Origin of the sequence: Bradyrhizobium sp. BR 1432 (assembly GCF_051547705.1) — a bacterium.
GTDB lineage: Bacteria > Pseudomonadota > Alphaproteobacteria > Rhizobiales > Xanthobacteraceae > Bradyrhizobium > Bradyrhizobium zhanjiangense.
In genome coordinates this window covers 1,391,008-1,406,467 of sequence record NZ_JBPUGF010000003.1, presented here as the reverse complement: position 1 = coordinate 1,406,467, position 15,460 = coordinate 1,391,008, and the positions used below count along the sequence as shown (strand labels likewise).

General features: G+C 61.7%; 8 protein-coding genes, 1 tRNA gene and 1 pseudogene. 4 read left to right on the top strand and 6 right to left on the bottom strand.

What is annotated here, in order from left to right:
* Positions 1 to 55: 55 nt before the first annotated feature.
* Positions 56 to 409, bottom strand: a complete 354-nt coding sequence (locus tag ACSKB8_RS06835) for an LptM family lipoprotein (protein WP_438103389.1) — start codon at positions 407 to 409, stop codon at positions 56 to 58.
* 129 nt (positions 410 to 538) lie between these two features.
* Between ACSKB8_RS06835 and ACSKB8_RS06830 the strand changes: the two genes are divergently transcribed.
* Positions 539 to 603 (top strand) — tRNA-OTHER (locus ACSKB8_RS06830).
* A gap of 564 nt (positions 604 to 1,167) precedes the next feature.
* Positions 1,168 to 2,577: a serine hydrolase gene (locus ACSKB8_RS06825; protein WP_438103388.1), complete on the top strand. Its 1,410-nt coding sequence runs from the start codon at positions 1,168 to 1,170 to the stop codon at positions 2,575 to 2,577.
* A gap of 510 nt (positions 2,578 to 3,087) precedes the next feature.
* Here ACSKB8_RS06825 and ACSKB8_RS06820 read toward each other — a convergent pair.
* Both ACSKB8_RS06820 and ACSKB8_RS06815 read right to left on the bottom strand, forming a co-directional pair.
* Entirely contained in the window at positions 3,088 to 4,095 is a 1,008-nt protein-coding gene (locus tag ACSKB8_RS06820; RefSeq protein WP_438103387.1) for a hypothetical protein, read from the bottom strand.
* A gap of 10 nt (positions 4,096 to 4,105) precedes the next feature.
* A complete protein-coding gene (locus ACSKB8_RS06815) occupies positions 4,106 to 6,970 on the bottom strand; it encodes a penicillin-binding protein 1A (protein ID WP_438103386.1) in 2,865 nt (954 codons plus the stop codon).
* A gap of 187 nt (positions 6,971 to 7,157) precedes the next feature.
* Here ACSKB8_RS06815 and ACSKB8_RS06810 point away from each other — a divergent pair, with 187 nt between their 5' ends.
* Complete coding sequence (locus ACSKB8_RS06810; protein ID WP_438103385.1) at positions 7,158 to 7,712, top strand: hypothetical protein; 555 nt, start codon at positions 7,158 to 7,160, stop codon at positions 7,710 to 7,712.
* Positions 7,713 to 8,044: 332 nt separating this feature from the next.
* Here the strand turns inward: ACSKB8_RS06810 and ACSKB8_RS06805 are convergent, their stop codons facing one another.
* From ACSKB8_RS06805 to ACSKB8_RS06795, 3 genes and pseudogenes are all read right to left on the bottom strand, one after another.
* The gene (locus ACSKB8_RS06805) at positions 8,045 to 8,365 is read right to left on the bottom strand and encodes a hypothetical protein (RefSeq protein ID WP_438103383.1); all 321 of its coding nucleotides are present in this window, start codon (positions 8,363 to 8,365) and stop codon (positions 8,045 to 8,047) included.
* Between the two features lie 71 nt (positions 8,366 to 8,436).
* Positions 8,437 to 13,261 (bottom strand): annotated as a pseudogene (locus ACSKB8_RS06800) (NAD-glutamate dehydrogenase).
* A gap of 350 nt (positions 13,262 to 13,611) precedes the next feature.
* Positions 13,612 to 14,550 (bottom strand): LysR family transcriptional regulator, encoded by a 939-nt coding sequence (locus ACSKB8_RS06795; protein ID WP_438103381.1) that lies wholly within the window; start codon positions 14,548 to 14,550, stop codon positions 13,612 to 13,614.
* Between the two features lie 84 nt (positions 14,551 to 14,634).
* On the opposite strand from ACSKB8_RS06795, the gene ACSKB8_RS06790 reads away from it, so the two are divergent.
* Positions 14,635 to 15,420, top strand: a complete 786-nt coding sequence (locus ACSKB8_RS06790) for a molybdate ABC transporter substrate-binding protein (protein WP_438103379.1) — start codon at positions 14,635 to 14,637, stop codon at positions 15,418 to 15,420.
* Positions 15,421 to 15,460: the final 40 nt, after the last annotated feature.

The following is a 15,460-nucleotide window of genomic DNA, read 5'->3' as shown; positions in this document are numbered from 1 at the left end:
GGCCGTTCTCTGAGCATTGGGGTTGGGCCGCCAGGTTTCCAGCGGAAGTGTCCGCCTAGGGAATGCGGGTCAGCTCGACGCCGTCGACCACCATCTTCCATGTCCCCGCCTCCTGGTGCGGTGGCGCCGATACCTCGAATGTCGCCGTGAGAAATGGAATGCCGACGACGAAATTGTCGCCCTCGAACCGCCGCAACGGAGCGTCGATCGATATCGTGGTGCTGCCTGCCGTGGTGTTGCGCCGGACGCGCTTGTAGCGGACGGTCCCGTCCTTCGTGAGCTCTACGTCCATCGCCTGCGCGTGCCACTCGCCGACATAAGCGGCCTTGTCGTCCGGCATCGGCTGCCCGCACGCCGACAGGATCGGCAGAGCCGCAACGAGAATCACCAAAGAAAATTGCCGTCTCATTCTTCGCTCTCTATCGGACAGGCGGAGGCCAGGAAGATGCAAGAGTGCCCATCTTCGTCGGCCGCCACGCCATTCCGGTTCACGAACCGTGTGTCGCGGGCAACGCCCGCCATCGCTGTTCGCGAAAACGCGCCCGTAGTTCAGCCGGATAGGGAATCTGAGGGGCGGGCGTTCGAATCGTTCCGGGCGCGCCACCTCGGTACAAAACTGGGCACTCCAAAACCTGCCGTTTTTGCGCCGGACGCGGCGACGAGCGTGCGCAGGCGCGCCCAGCGCGAGCCTTGACGGCGCACCGTTGGTCCGGCAGCGGCTTCCATGCGATCGTGGCGGGACATCACGCCGAGCACGCGCAACAAGACGCTACGCTGCGAACGATGGTGCTCGGAACGTTGATTTTGAATGCTTTTGCGGTTCAAGCGGCACCAGGCCCCTTCATACGGTACCGCTACAGTGCCATCCAAAACAATGTGCAGACAAATACTTACGACCCCCGATGGCCCGGAGCGACACCGTCGCTTTTATCTAGCCGTCCGAAACCCAGCCCGACCCGATAGCCCCTGCGGCCTTTGCCGAAACCTCTGGGTCCCCGATAGTCAATTTTGACCAGCGATGGCATCCTGATAGCAGCGCGGACTCAGTGGAAAGAGGAGGTTTAGTTGCGTCCCCACGGCCGCTTTGAGCGGCTCAATTCCTAAAGCCCCTGGCTTTGCCGGGGGATATTTAAGTATGTGCGTGCCCTAAACTGTCGGGACTACAAAATGACAATTGTCGAGAGTTATGTCGACCAACTGGTCCAGGAAGCGATGGAGATATGGCGAGTACCAGGGCTGGCCATTGGAGTAGTACAGCTCGGTAAGACTCTGGTGCTCAAAGGCTACGGCTTACGAGATTTGGGGAGCGACGAACGAGTTGGTGTCCGTACCCGCTTCCTCTTGTGCTCTCTAACAAAATCTATGACAGCAGCTGGTGTCGGACTATTGGTACAGGAAGGCAAGCTGAAATGGGAAACAGCGGTTCACGAAGTTCTTTCTGAGTTTCACCTACATGATCCGGTAGCAACGAGAGCCACCACGATATTGGATTTGCTCTGCCATCGGTGGGGCCTGCCTGCGCACGATAGAATATGGTCTCCAGGTGACTATTCAAGGAGCCAGATGATCCGCGCGCTTCAATGTCTGGAGCCTGGGAATTCTTCTAGTGGGACGTTTCAGTACTCAAATCTTGGGTACGTTGTAGCTGGCGCTGTTATTGAACGAGTGAGCGGAAGATCGTGGGAAGACTTCACCTCAGAGCGGCTTCTGCTACCAGCTGGATTTTCAGATTTTGCATTCTCGGTGGATGGACTTGCAAACTCTCCTGATCATGCGCACCCCCATCCGGTGGAAGAAGAAGTGCTTTATCGAGGTCACTTTTGGCCAATGAGGGCGACTCCAGCCGGTGGGGTTGTCGCATCGATTAAGGACATGTGTGGGTGGCTGCGCGTACTGTGTGGCTGGGAAAAGCTACTATCTCTCGAGGTGCGTGAGATGATGATGACCCCACATGCTTATGTTGGGAGTGCTGCGTACCCCGAGTTCGGTGACCGATACTACGGGCTGGGTTTGCGGCGTGAGTGTTATCGGGGTGCAAGGTTTGTAAGCCACACGGGATCACAACCTGGATGGTGCGCATTTATGGGGCTCTTGCCGGATGAAGGAATCGCGGTCGTCATCCTCACAAATCGTGATCCCCATCCGGCACCAGCATTCCTTGCTTATTCTACATTCGATTTCCTCTTAGGCACAAAGACAGTGGACTGGCGATCACGGATTTTAGGGGCACAGGAGAAATCACCTGTCGTCAAGGACGGAGATTGCGATGTGCGTGGGGGTCATAGGGGAGAGATGCCACCATCGAGTCCCCTTAGCGATTATGTTGGCGAGTACCACAACCCTGCATACGGAACTATAACGATATCCTTGGGGGGCAATGCGTTGAACTGGGCTTGGCGGGGCCTTTTCGGGACATTGAAGTATTTGGATGCTGACGTGTTCCGAGCGTTCGAACAATCGATTCCAAGGTACCCCGACGGCATCGAGATGAAATTCGTGCGCGGGGAAGGTGAAAGAGTTTATTCTATAGCTGCCCCGTTGGAGCCAAATGCGCCGGACATACAATTCCTGAAGTAGAGATGGCGACGATCGTGAGCACACAGAGCTTGAAGCTCTGCGCCTCGTGCAAGTTGTGCTGACCTGCCACTGCGTATTGTCAATCGGCGCATGGGACGCGACATGGTACCGTATATCCGAACTACGGACCCGCGACCCGGCCGGTCGCTTTGAGTGCGGTCACAGCATCAATTTCGGAAGCAAATCAGACAGCGCCCGCGAGGCGTAGTGCAATGTCGTAGCATGTCGTAGCTTTGCCGATTGGAGCGCGTACCAGACTGCGGCATCATAGCGCTACAGCGAAACGATAGTGCCCATCTTCATCGGCCGTGGTGCGCCAAATGCACGATATTCCGTGACATTTTGGGATGGGAGTCCCGATCGGAAGTGCCAGACTCTTGACCGACTGATCTTGCAAGGGGTGGCAGGCAGGAGTTTTGCCGTGGCTCGGAGACTGTTTGCCAGTTCTTCGGGGTTTCTCAGATGCCTGTCGACTGCAAACGCGATTTGTCGTTGCCGCACACGATCTACTCAATCCCGCTCCATCATGTTGGCGATCGCCTTGATGCGGCTTCTGGCGTATTTCGGCAGGCCGGCGCTCAGCGAATCGCCGCTGTTGAAGGAGCTCTTGCCCATGAGCAGTTGCGCGGGTACGAGGTTTCGCAGAACGGGTGTATTGCTGTATTCCCTTTGCTTGTTGAGCACGTCGTTCCTGACCGCAATCAGGATGTAGACCGTTGCGATGGCGGCTTCCCGCTGGGTCGGATGCTGTTGCAGAACCGCAAGCAGCTTGCCGAACTGGATGACCTGGTTCACCCAAAAGATGTTCTGCTCGAGCGCGCTGGTGACTGTGGAGTCGAGCCCTGTCAGGGTCGGCAGCTCGGCAAGGCGCGGCTGCGTGACCAACATGATCTCACTCTGGAACTCGATGAAATCCGGAATCGGTTTTTTGCTCTCGTCGCGCAGCTTGTTGGCAAGCTGAATGCCCGCCGGAATTTTCCCTTCGAACATGTAGCGGGACCGCACGCAGATCGCGTTCGCGTCCTCGCACCAGCGGCGATCCGGCGGACGGTTGTGCGCGGCGCCCGCGTCTTTGCTGGGGACATCATCGGCCGCCGTGATCGGCCAGTGCTTGACGGCCCGATCGATCTGCTCGAGGAACGCGACATTCGCATACCGCGACAGATCCAATGCCGCTGCCGGTTTTGGAAGTCGAAAACGGGCCTCCGCCTGGTAGACCGAGAGCTTCAGTTTCGTCTGCTGGTTGAGCGTGGGCTCAACGAAGCTCGGGAAGAGCGAGAGGAAGCGCCGCTGAACCGGACGTGAGCGGGCCCAATCGTCGAAAGGAATGAGCTCGGTCGAGGAATCGGCGAGTTTATCGTTGCGCTGGTCGGCGAAGACGACGGTGCGCGGTTTGATCTGTGCGATCGGGATGCTGGCGACTGCGGCCACGTCCTCCAGCTGGAATTCCTGCGCGACCGCACCTGTGCAAGCGGCCACGCAGGCGGCGATGAGGACTGCGGCACGGTGAAGTCTCATGGGTCAATGCTCAATTCAGCCGCCGCCAGAAATAATCGGGATCGACTCGGAGCGGCGGTCGCGGGAGGCGGTCCTCGTCATCGGGAGGTCCGCGCCAGGAGGGATATTCGCGCGGACCAAGACGCCAGGTCGGGAATGGAAAGGGCGACCGGTTATCGCCGTAATGGCGGTTGTCGTAGGACCACTGCTGGAATGGCCCGTCGTCTTCGTCACGACCGCCACGATGGGCGTAGCTTTCTGCACGCGAGACGATCCGAAATTGCGTATCATCGATTCTACCCGACGGATCTCTCTTGAGATACTCGGTGAAAGCGCGGCCGGAGCCGGGCGGTGAAGGATCGCCGGTATGGGGATCGATCGACAGGGGAACGAGCTGACGCAGTGCTTCGCGCGAAGGGCCGTTCAATGCCATCTTGGGAGCGTGCAGCTCCCAGGCCGCCTGCACGATCGGCTCGAACATCGGCAGCGCCACTTTTGATCCGGTTTGGCCGCTGCCAAGAGAGCGGCGCCCGCCATCGCTGTTGTCGTAGCCGACCCAGATCGCGATGGTAACGTCATTTGTGAAGCCGACGAACCAGGCGTCGACCGCATCATCAGTGGTACCAGTCTTGCCGCCGACAAAGGGCGAAAGATGCTTCACCACGCGCGCGGTTCCGCGCGCGAGCACGCCCTGCAGCATTGATTTCAACTGGTAAAACGATGCGCGGTCGGCCGAGCCGATCCAGTCCACCGCACGCGGATCGTGCCGGTAGATTGGTCGGCCGTCCTGTTCGATCGTTTCGATCGCATGGGGCCGGGGCCGAGCGCCCTCGTTGGCGATCGCTGCATAGAACGCCGCAAGGTCGATGAGCCGCACGGTTTGGGCACCGAGCACGAACGGGTAGTAGCGCATGCAGTCCTTGTAGAGCTGCGCTTCCATCGCGAGCTCGCAGACCCGGTCGAGGCCTCGCTCGGCACTGTCGTCGAGACCGGACGCGAGCAGTTGCACGGTGGCGAGATTGCGAGAGTTTTCCAGCGCACGCCGCAGTGTAATGGCACCCAAAGCGCCGCCGTCATAGTTCTTCGGCGACCAGAAATCGCCCCGGCGCGCGTGGACCGTCGCGCCGATCGGTGTCAGCGTAATGGGTTCGTCCATCACCAGCGTGTTGGGCTGCAATCCCTTGCGAAGGGCGGCGAGATAGGTCAGCGGCTTCAAGGTGGAGCCGGGTTGGCGCAGGCTCTGGACGACGCGGTTGAGCTGGCTTGCCGGATACGAAAAGCCGCCCGCCATCGCGAGAATGCGGCCGGTTTCGTTCCCGAGTACGAGGGCCGCTCCCTGCACGTTCGGTCGAATACGCAGATCGGCACGCGCCGCTTCCTTGCCCTTGGCTTCGCGCAGTTGCACGTAGACCACATCGTACGGCTTGAGGCCGCGCTGGATCGCGGCGCTCCAGGTGTTCAGCGGCAGGATTCTTCCGTCGGTCAGGCCGACGTTGATCGCGTGGCCACGCTTGCCACGCGCATTCTCCAGGACGACCGCCGAGTCCCAGTGAACGTCGTAGAGAGGTAGCCGTGTCGCCTTCAACGCCGCGAGCCAAGCCGGTTCCGTGGCCTTCAGGTCTGCCGCAATACGACGGACGGCATCGGAAATGTTCGCCTCGGGTTCCTCAAATTTGTAGCGGCCGGTCTTCAGCTCGTACCGCGCGAGGCCCTCCTGCAATGTCGCTTCGACTACGCGCTGCAAGGCCGAGTTGATGGTCGAGCGCACCGTGTAGGAGGCGTTGGTGAGAGTATCAAGGCCCGCGACCAACTTTGCCTCGCGGGCGATGTGATCGACGAAGTGAAAGCCGAAGTCCCGTCGCGTCGGCCGGTACTCCGCCAGCTGCGGCAATACTGCTTTCGCCGCGGCGTCGTCGATCATGGCGTCGTCCTGCATGCGGCCGAGCACGTAGGCAAGGCGCTCGCGCGCGCGCTCGGGGTGGTGGTCGGGGTTGAAGTAGTTCGGTCCCTTGGCGAGCCCGGCGAGGAGGGCGCCCTCGACGGCGGAGAGCGCCTTGGCCGGTTTGCCGAAATAGCTGCGCGCCGCCATCTCGATGCCCCAGGCTCCGCGACCGAGATAAATCGAGTTGAGATAGAGCTCGAGGATTTCCGCCTTGGTCAGGGCGCGCTCCATCCGCGAGGCAACGATCATTTCACGCAGTTTTCTTTCGTAAGTGATGTCGTTGCCAACCAGCAGGTTCTTGGCGACCTGCTGCGTAATGGTCGAGCCTCCCTGCGGCCGGCCCGGGTGCGTGAAGTTGCCGATGAAGGCGCGGACCAGTCCGCGCTCGTCAATGCCGGCGTGTTGGAAGAAACGCTTGTCCTCGGCGGCGATAAATGCGTTGCGTACCGCTTCCGGGATATCCGCAAGCTTGACCGAGATGCGGCGGTTGTTAGGCGCGTAAATCTCAGCAAGCTGCTCGCCCTTGTTGTCGAGGACTTCGCTGGTGCCAGAAAGCCTGAGGTGCTCAAGCTGCGCCGCGTCGGGCAGATCCTTGACCGCGCTGTTGTAGAAGGTGATGACCTGACCGAGATCGACCGGAGAGTCTTCCACGTTTTCGACCTTGCAGAACTGCCTATAGGCCACCTGGAGGTCGGTCAGATTCAGTCCTTTGAGCGCCTTGATCTCGCTGCTCAACGCCTCCTTGTCATCCATGGCAGTGGCAATCAGATCGTCCAGGTTGATGTCCTCGATGTCGAAAGCCTTGCGCATGTGGGCGCAGCCGGCACTCAAAAGCTGCGCCACCTCGACGCGGTCGCGCACCGCATCGAACTCCGTCTTGATCCCATCCGGCCGGGTAGTGACCTGGCTGAAGGCAAGCGCCGTGGCGAAGATCTTGATGAGTATCGAGTCCATGACCGGCCGACGGTCGAAAAAGCCGCCTCCGCAAGGTCGTAGAACATACAAGACTGTGTTGAGGAAAAAGTTCCTGAGGAGCCGCCGCCCGCTTCTTCGGTCCTTCATGATTGCTCCGAATTGGCCGCGCCGCGGAACCAATGCAGAGGCCCGCGCGTTTTAGAAAGACCGAATTGGCAGCGCACTCATGAATGCCCCTCTTCCAGTCGTGCTCGCCGTGGCGCTCCTCAGCGCCGCCGTCGCCACGATGCCTGTGGACGCTGCTCCTCGAAAAAAGCACAGCCGGACACTTGCCGCAGTCTCCCCTGCAGCTAGCGTCGCTCAGCCACCCACGGACAGATTTTTGGCCTGCGACGTCCGGGTGCGGGATTATCTTCGCGAAGGCGGAGCGGTGACACGGGTGACCAAGATCGAAGTGGACGATGCCCGACTGCAGTTGAACATTCAGCATGAGTACGGGGAGGCAGGAAAGTCGTCTCGAAAATACCTCCGCGGGGACACTGAAGAAGAAATGCGCAAAAATCTGCGCGGAATATTGGATGAGTTCGCTGCGGCTGCGAAGGCGGCAACGGCTGGTCGCGCTTGGTATGTCGTTGCTGCTCGCAAGGTCATGCCGGACTCCCGCGACAGTTCGGGCGAGACCACGAGCCCCTGGACGGCCGTCGTCCTCGCGGATTTCGACGGAAAATGCAGGCCTATCACGTTCTATCAGTCTGTTCGACCGAACCAAGCTCGATCCTGAACTGAACAAGAAATTGGATGAGTGAAGCTTTACGCCTGAATTGATTTGCAGTCGTAGCGACCGTGCCTGGCGGTAGGAGGCTCGGTGAGGTGCTCAACTGCCGTCGTCGCCGGTGAGTCTGCAGTATTGGCGGCGAGGCGCGGCTTTCATCGCCTTTAGGGTACGTTTGGGCAGCCATGCTGAAACGCTTTGGAAAGCAATGAGGCTGTCGCTGCCCAAACTGTTCTTTAGTCCACTGAAATCACTCGCTTCTGCCCCATCCCCAGGGAGCGCCATTTCTTTCGTTTGCAATCGCAAAAATCAAGCGCCGCCGTTGCAGCGCTTTGCGTGGCTTACCGGATCCTTGTCACCACGTCGGGTCGGTTTTTCTCGAGCCAGGCCACGGCCTCCGGTCCGTCGACGACGCACTCGAAGGTTTCCCAGGTCGGGTCCTCCAGGGATTCTGATTGCAGTCGCTTCGCCGCATATTCAACGAGGTCGTGCAGCCGTTCGTATCCGCGTCGGCACTCGAGGGAATCGGCAATCGCGGTACTGGCCCATCCGTGCTGGGCCAAGTCGATAATGCTCGGAGCGTCAGCCTCGTTGAACCAAGGCGTGGCATCGAACTCGATGCAGCGGACATTATCGGCTGTATGGCAAGTAGCGTGGATCATTGGATTCCTCCATTCGCCGGCTGACAACCTGCCTAGCATTGACCCTTTCACATCGCTGCCTCGCTACGCCCTCAGGCCTTGACTAAGTCCCCCAGCAGGTTCGCCGCCACCGTCAGCTTGGCGAGCGTCAGGCCGCTGGCAGCAATCTCTTCGACCGAGCTGCGGATGCGCGTCGCTTGGGGGTGAGCCGCGAGCCAGGTCTCGACGGCCTGCTGGCCGGACTGGCCGGTCGCCAGCATATCCGCGGCCAGTCTTCTTCGGCGCCAGCGATCTGCTCAACGGCGCGATCGATGGCTATACGTTCGAAATAGTCGTTTGCCGGCACGTGGCGCGCGGCGGCGATGATGCGGTCGAGACGGAAATTCGCCTCGGCGGCAAAGAAGGTCGCGGCGGCGTCGCCAATGGGGCGGGTGGTGCGCTCGGCGACCGTCACGATATCGGGTGCCGAGACCAGAGCGTCGAGATCGGCGAGCTCGCCGGCAAGGCCGGCCGGGACGCCAGCGTCGATCAGGTCCTGCCGACGCTTGGCGCGTGCGGCCTGCAAGTCCGGCGGCAGGGTAGTGTCGAGCGCGGCGACAATCTGGCGGATAGCCGGGCCGAAGCGCGCGACCACGGCCTCCAGCCCGCCCTTGAAATCGACATTGCGCACGTACCAGACCATGCGCGAGAGCAGGAGGTCCTGCACGGAAGCGTAGAGGGACAGCTGCACCTGCCCGTCGATGCAGGCGTCGAGTGCATCGATCGCGTCATTGAGCCCCTTCAGACCGTAGCATTCATCGACCGCCACGTAGGCCATGACGATGGTCGGGATATCGGCGTCCGTCTCGTCGATCAGGCGTACGACACAGGCCGGGCCGCCGCGGTTGATCACCGCATTGGCGAGGCTGGTCGCGATGATCTCCCGCCGCAGACGATGCAGTTCGGCCGCTGTCGGGAACTTGTCCTGAATCTCGCGCGGAAAATACTGGGACAACTCGCGGGCAAGATAGGGATCATCGGGCACGCTGGTGACGAGCAGGTCATCGTAGAGGGTCAGTTTGGCGTAGGCGAGCAGCACCGCAAGCTCGGGCCGCGTCAGGGACTGGCCGCGCCGGGTGCGCTCGGTGAGCGCTGCGTCGTCGGGCAAGTACTCCACCGCGCGGCTGAGCAAGCCGCGCTGCTCGAGCGACTGCATCAGGCGGGCGAGGAAGCCGGCCTCGGCCACGCCCTTGCGCTCGGCGAGCGAGAGCGCCAGCGTCTGCAGATAGTTGTTGCGCAGCACCAGCGTACCGACCTCGTCGGTCATTGCGGCAAGCAGGCTGTTGCGGTCAGCGGGGCTGAGGCGTCCCTCGCGCTCGGGGCGCGCCAGCGCGATCTTGATATTGACCTCGACGTCGGACGTGTTCACGCCGGCCGAATTGTCGATAGCGTCGGTGTTGAGCTTGACGCCCTTCTGCGCCGCTTCAATGCGGCCACGCTGGGTGACGCCGAGGTTGGCGCCTTCGCCGATCACCCGCGCGCGCACGTCGCCACCCGCGACGCGGATCGGATCGTTGGCGCGGTCCCCGACCTGATCGTCGCTCTCCGCCGACGCGCGAATATAGGTGCCGATGCCACCAAACCACAGCAAGTCCACGCGCGCTTTCAGGATTGCCGTCATCACCTCGAACGGCGTCGCCTGCGGCTTATCGAGATCCAGCAGGGTGCGCACTTCCGGAGCGAGCGCGATCGCCTTGAGCGAGCGCGAGAACACGCCGCCGCCTTGCGAGATCAGCGACTTGTTGTAGTCCTGCCAGCTCGACCGCGGCAGGTCGAACAGACGCTTACGCTCATGGAAGCTGATCGCCGGATCGGGCGAGGGATCGATGAAGATGTCGCGGTGATCGAAAGCCGCGACGAGCCTCGCCGTCGGCGAGAGCAGCATGCCGTTGCCGAAGACGTCGCCGGACATGTCGCCGACGCCGGCAACGGTGAACGGCGTGGTCTGAATGTCGGTGCCGAGCTCGCGGAAGTGGCGCTTGACCGCCTCCCAGGCGCCGCGCGCCGTGATCCCCATTTTCTTGTGATCGTAACCCTGGCTGCCGCCGGATGCGAAGGCATCGCCGAGCCAATGGTTCTTCTCGGCCGAGATCGCGTTGGCGACGTCGGAGAAGGTGGCGGTGCCCTTGTCGGCGGCTACGACGAGATAGGGGTCGTCACCGTCATGCCGCATTGTCAGGTCGGGCGGCACCACGATGTCGCCGCCGAGATTGTCGGTGAGTTCGAGCAGCGAACGAACGAAGATGCGATAGGCTTCTGTGCCCTCCGCTAGCCACGCCTCGCGATCGGAGGGCGATGGCAGGCGCTTGGGTACGAAGCCGCCTTTGGCCCCGACCGGCACGATCACGGCGTTCTTGACCTGCTGCGCTTTCACCAGGCCGAGGATTTCGGTGCGGAAATCCTGCGGCCGATCGGACCAGCGCAAGCCACCGCGCGCAACCTTGCCGAAGCGCAGGTGGATACCTTCGACACGAGGTGAATAGACGAAGATCTCGTAGAGAGGTCGTGGAGCGGGCAAGTCGTCGATCCGGCGCGCCTCGAACTTGAAGGAGATCACCGGACGCGGATGTCCATCCTCGCCGATCTGCCACAGATTGGTGCGAACGGTTGCCTGCACCAGATTGGTGAAGCGGCGCAGGATGCGGTCTTCGTCGAGCGAGGCGACGGATTTGAGCTGCTCCTCGATCTCGGCAAGGAGAGTTGCCTCGCGCGCTGAACGTTCGCGATCGGTAAGGATAAGATGCGGATCGCGGCTAACCTGGAACAGTGCGACGAGGTTGGCCGTGATCGCGGCGTTCTTGCGCAAGGTCTCCCACATATAGTCCTGGGTGAACGGGGCACGGATCTGGTGCAAATAGCGGGACAGCGCCCGGATGGTCGAGACTTCCCGCCAGCCCAGGGCCGTGCGCAGGATCAAGGCATTGTACCCGTCGGATTCGGCGCGGTCGGTGACCACTGCCATGATCGAGGCTTCTAGGCGATGGCTGAAGTCCGGGCTGATCTCGATCGGCTGGCCGTCGCTGGTGTCGATCGTCATGTCGTGCAGCCAGACCGGGGCGGGCCGGTTACCGGGCACGATCTGATAGGTGCGTTCGTTGACCACGCGCAGGCCATGATTTTCGATCACCGGCACGCGGTAGGACAGCGACAGCGGTGCGGCGTCCGAGAAAACTTTGAGGCCGAAGCGTCTGGGATTGCCCTCGCCTCCGAAGCGGTGAACGGAAATCGTTACCGGGCGCGCTGGCGTGAGCTTCTCGATGGTCGCGATATCGGCGATCGCCTGTTCTGCCGTGAAGACCTCGGTATAGCCGCCGCTAAAGGCCTGGGCATAGCGATTGGCGAGCATGCGTGCCCGCATGCCATCGGTCGACGCAGTGAGCGCGGCCTTCAGCTTGTTGGCCCAGGTTGCGGCAATGGCGCTGATTCCGGCTTCGAGCGCGGCGCGTTCGACGAGGGGAGTTTTGCCTTCATAGCGCCCGATGATGTAGTGGACGCGCGCAAGCGCCCCCTCAGGGAATGATACGTAGGAGGCCGACAGGGTGCCCTTGTAGGCCTGCGCCAGGAAGGCGCCGACACGCGTGCGCACATTGGTGTCGTACTTGTCGCGTGGAATGAAGGTGAGGACGGATACGAAGCGATCGAACTTGTCGACCCGCGCCAGCGCCCGGACGCGGGGGCGCTCGTAGAGGATCAGGACCTCGATGACGAAATTGTTCAGAGTGTCGACGTCGATCTGGAATAGTTCGTCACGTGGATAATCTTCGAGAATATGCATGAGCGCTTTGCCGGAATGGCCGCTCGGGTCGAAGCCCGCGCGCTGGAGCACCCCCGAAACTTTGTGGCGGACATAGGGGATCTGTCGTACCGAACGGGTATAGGCGCCGGAGGTGAAAAGGCCGACGACGCGCAGTTCGCCCTCGAGCCGACCGTCGGGCGTATAGAGCTTGATACCCACATAATCCATGCGGATGCGGCGATGGACGCGGCTGGAGACATTGGCCTTGATGACGATCAGCAGCGTCGGCTCGCGCATGAACTCGCGAATTTCCGTCGTCATCACCACCATTTCCGTGCCGCGGCGCAGCACCTTCGCGTCGGGATCGCGCAAGATGCCGAGGCCTTCGCCGGTTGTAATGTCGTCGGACGCATCGCTGTCGGACGAGAAGCGATATTCACGCACGCCGAGGAAGGTGAAATTGTCCGCGCAGAGCCATTGCAGGAACTGGCTTGCTTCGGCGACCTCGTCGATCGGCAGCGGCGGCGGATTGGAAGAGAAAGTCTTGATCGCTTCCTCGACGCGGTCGCGCATGGCGCGCCAGTCGGTGACGCAGGCGCGGACGTCGTTCAACGTGCTGGTGAGGCCCTCGATCAGCTTCTTGCGATCCGCATCGGCGTCCAGGCGAGTGATGTGGAGATGAATCAGGCTTTCGCGCGTGCCCTTTGCTCCCTCCGGCAGTGATTCGCCGTAGAAGCGCAGCAGCTTGCCCTGGTCATCGCGCTCCACGGCGATGATCGGATGAGCGACAAGGGTGACTTCGATGCCCTGCTCGATGAGCTCCGCCATGGTGGAGTCGAACAGGAAAGGCATGTTGTCGTTGAGAATTTCGAGCACGGAAATCTCGCGCCCGTCGGGCAGCGCCGGATTGAAGACGCGGATATCGGCGCGGCCGGCTGTGCGCCGCTGCACGTGTTCCCAGGCTTGCTCCGCCAGGAGGGCAAGCGAGGCTGCATCGTAATTGGCGAGGTCCTCGGCATTGGTGTAGCCGAACAGAGGCTCGGCAAAGGCCCGGGGCTCTTGCCTGCTGGCACGCTGCCTGCTGCATCGCGGATCAGGGTTGCCCGGGCCTTGTCGTCACGCCACACCATCGTGTCCTCCATTTGCCGCGCCGTCCGACCGCTGCCGCGATCATCAGCTTGATTCTGGAGTGCATCTCTTCGAGCGCCGCGATCGAGTGCCACGCGAAATCCTCGGTCTCGAAGCGTCGACGGCTTCCGGCAACATACTACGTTCCAAGAGCGAAAGGTGCACGCTGTCGTGAGGTGTGTTGAATTTTCTCGACGACAGCGGGTGGACCCGAAGTCTGCGCCGACGGCGGTCGAACGCCTGGAGCAGGAAAAATCACATGCAATTTCAATTATGTATGAGTTCGTTGTTTTGTTCTGAACGGCGCGGCATTTCCAATTCAACGCGCTTCAGTACGATTTCGCCGCTGCCATCATGCGTGCCCTCAGTTGCGGGCAAGCGGCTTGGCAATTTCGCGAATGCAATCGGCAAACACCTGTGCCACGGGGCTCAGCATTCGGCCCTTCAGGGTGAAAATCCCCGTCGGCAGATGCCAGCGCGGCAACGTGACGGGCAGCGGCTTGAGCAGATCGGCTCCGGGGCCGAACCGCAGCGCCGAGCCCGGCACGAGAGTGAGATAGCGGCCGGTGGCCAGTAGGCTGATGCGCAAATGTAGTGAGTTGCTGAAGATCGTTGCAGTGGGGATCGGCAGCTTCGCGGCACGGCAGGCTTTGACGAAAGGCGAGCCGGGTTCGGTTTCCAGCGTAGACAGGATCCAGGGCGCGTCGACAAGTTCTGAAAGCGACAGCTTGCGGCGGCGCGACCAGGAACTTTGCGGTCCGGCGACGACGACCAGCGGCTCGTAGAACAGCGGCTGCATGTCGATGTCGGAATCGGGGGCCTCTGTCAGCAGTCGCGAGATCACGATTTCGCATCGACGCTCCCTGAGCAGGTTAAACTGCTGCAGCGCTGTGCCTTGCTCCAGCCTGACGCGCAAACGCGGCAGTCGCTGCGACAGTCGCTCGATCGCTGCCGGCACGAGCCCGGCGGCCCATACCTCGGTGCAGGCTATGCGCAGCTCGCCGGCCTGCGGATCCCTGAGAAACGTGATCTCCTCTACGCTTTGTCGAAGCTCGTCGAACACCGCGGTGCTGCGTCTGAGCAGCGCCTTGCCGAACGGCGTCGGCTCGATGCCGCGTGCGGTGCGGTCGAGCAGCGTGACCCCGAGCATGTGTTCGAGATTGGCGATCGTGCGTGAGATCACCGGCCGTGAGATCGCCAGGCGCTCGGCGGCTTTCGCCATGCTGCTCTCCTCCACCACCGTCATGAAGATGTGGAGGTCGCGAGGCTTGAGAAATCGTCCGACCCTATCCGCCCAGCGCATGCGTCGACGTACCCAAATTGCTACCGGCCTGTCGAATAATCAACCTTGTGGATACTCCTATTTTGGCGCTGACTCCAGCTCCGGATGGACCAGCTCGAAGTGCAGGAGGTGGCGATGGAAGGCATTCGCATCGCGGTTGCAGCTCTCGTCGTGATGTTCAGTGCCGCCACCGGCGGTGCCGCCGAGGTCACCGTTTTCAGCACGCCGACCATGAAGGGCGCGCTCGATGACCTTGCGCCAGCGTTTACACGCGCAACCGGCCACACGCTCGTACTCACCTTTGAGGGCGTGCCGGTGCTCAAGCGGCGGATCGAAGCGGGTGAGATGTTCGATGCGGCGATCCTGTTGCCGGCAACGGTCGATGATCTTACGAGGCTGGGCAAAATCGCCGCGGGTACGCGCGCGGACATCGCCCGCACGGCCGCCGGTGTGGCGATCCGTGCGGGCGCGCCTAAACCTCAGGTCGCCTCCAGCGAAGACTTAAAGCGAACGCTGCTCGCGGCCAAAACGATCTCCTATTCGCGCGACAGCGCGAGCGGAAGCTATTTTCTCCATCTGCTCGATCGCCTCGGAATTGAGAACGAGGTGAAGCCGAAGCTCCTGGCCGTGGCAGGCCGAAGCCCGGTAGAGGCCGTCGCGCGCGGCGAAGCGGAGCTGACCGTCATCACCGTGCCGAACATCGTCGGAGTAGAGGGCGTCGCCCTCGCAGGCTCGCTGCCGGACGAGCTGCAGAACTACACCACCTTCAGCATCGGGCTCGGCTCCAATGTGAAGGAGCCCAAAGCCGCCGAGCAACTGATTGCATTCCTGCGCTCGCCAGCCGCCGCCGCTGTTATCCGGAGCAAAGGATTGGAGCCCGTTGCCCCGTGAAACGCCGGGAGCAACCGGAACATCAGCCGCCCCAGCGGTC

Coding starts and splice junctions, on each gene's coding strand:
- ACSKB8_RS06815 (WP_438103386.1), bottom strand. CDS start 6,970: ATGGACTCGATACTCATCAAGATCTTCGCCACGGCGCTTGCCTTCAGC.
- ACSKB8_RS06805 (WP_438103383.1), bottom strand. CDS start 8,365: ATGATCCACGCTACTTGCCATACAGCCGATAATGTCCGCTGCATCGAG.
- ACSKB8_RS06820 (WP_438103387.1), bottom strand. CDS start 4,095: ATGAGACTTCACCGTGCCGCAGTCCTCATCGCCGCCTGCGTGGCCGCT.
- ACSKB8_RS06810 (WP_438103385.1), top strand. CDS start 7,158: ATGAATGCCCCTCTTCCAGTCGTGCTCGCCGTGGCGCTCCTCAGCGCC.
- ACSKB8_RS06835 (WP_438103389.1), bottom strand. CDS start 409: ATGAGACGGCAATTTTCTTTGGTGATTCTCGTTGCGGCTCTGCCGATC.
- ACSKB8_RS06825 (WP_438103388.1), top strand. CDS start 1,168: ATGACAATTGTCGAGAGTTATGTCGACCAACTGGTCCAGGAAGCGATG.
- ACSKB8_RS06795 (WP_438103381.1), bottom strand. CDS start 14,550: ATGCGCTGGGCGGATAGGGTCGGACGATTTCTCAAGCCTCGCGACCTC.
- ACSKB8_RS06790 (WP_438103379.1), top strand. CDS start 14,635: ATGGACCAGCTCGAAGTGCAGGAGGTGGCGATGGAAGGCATTCGCATC.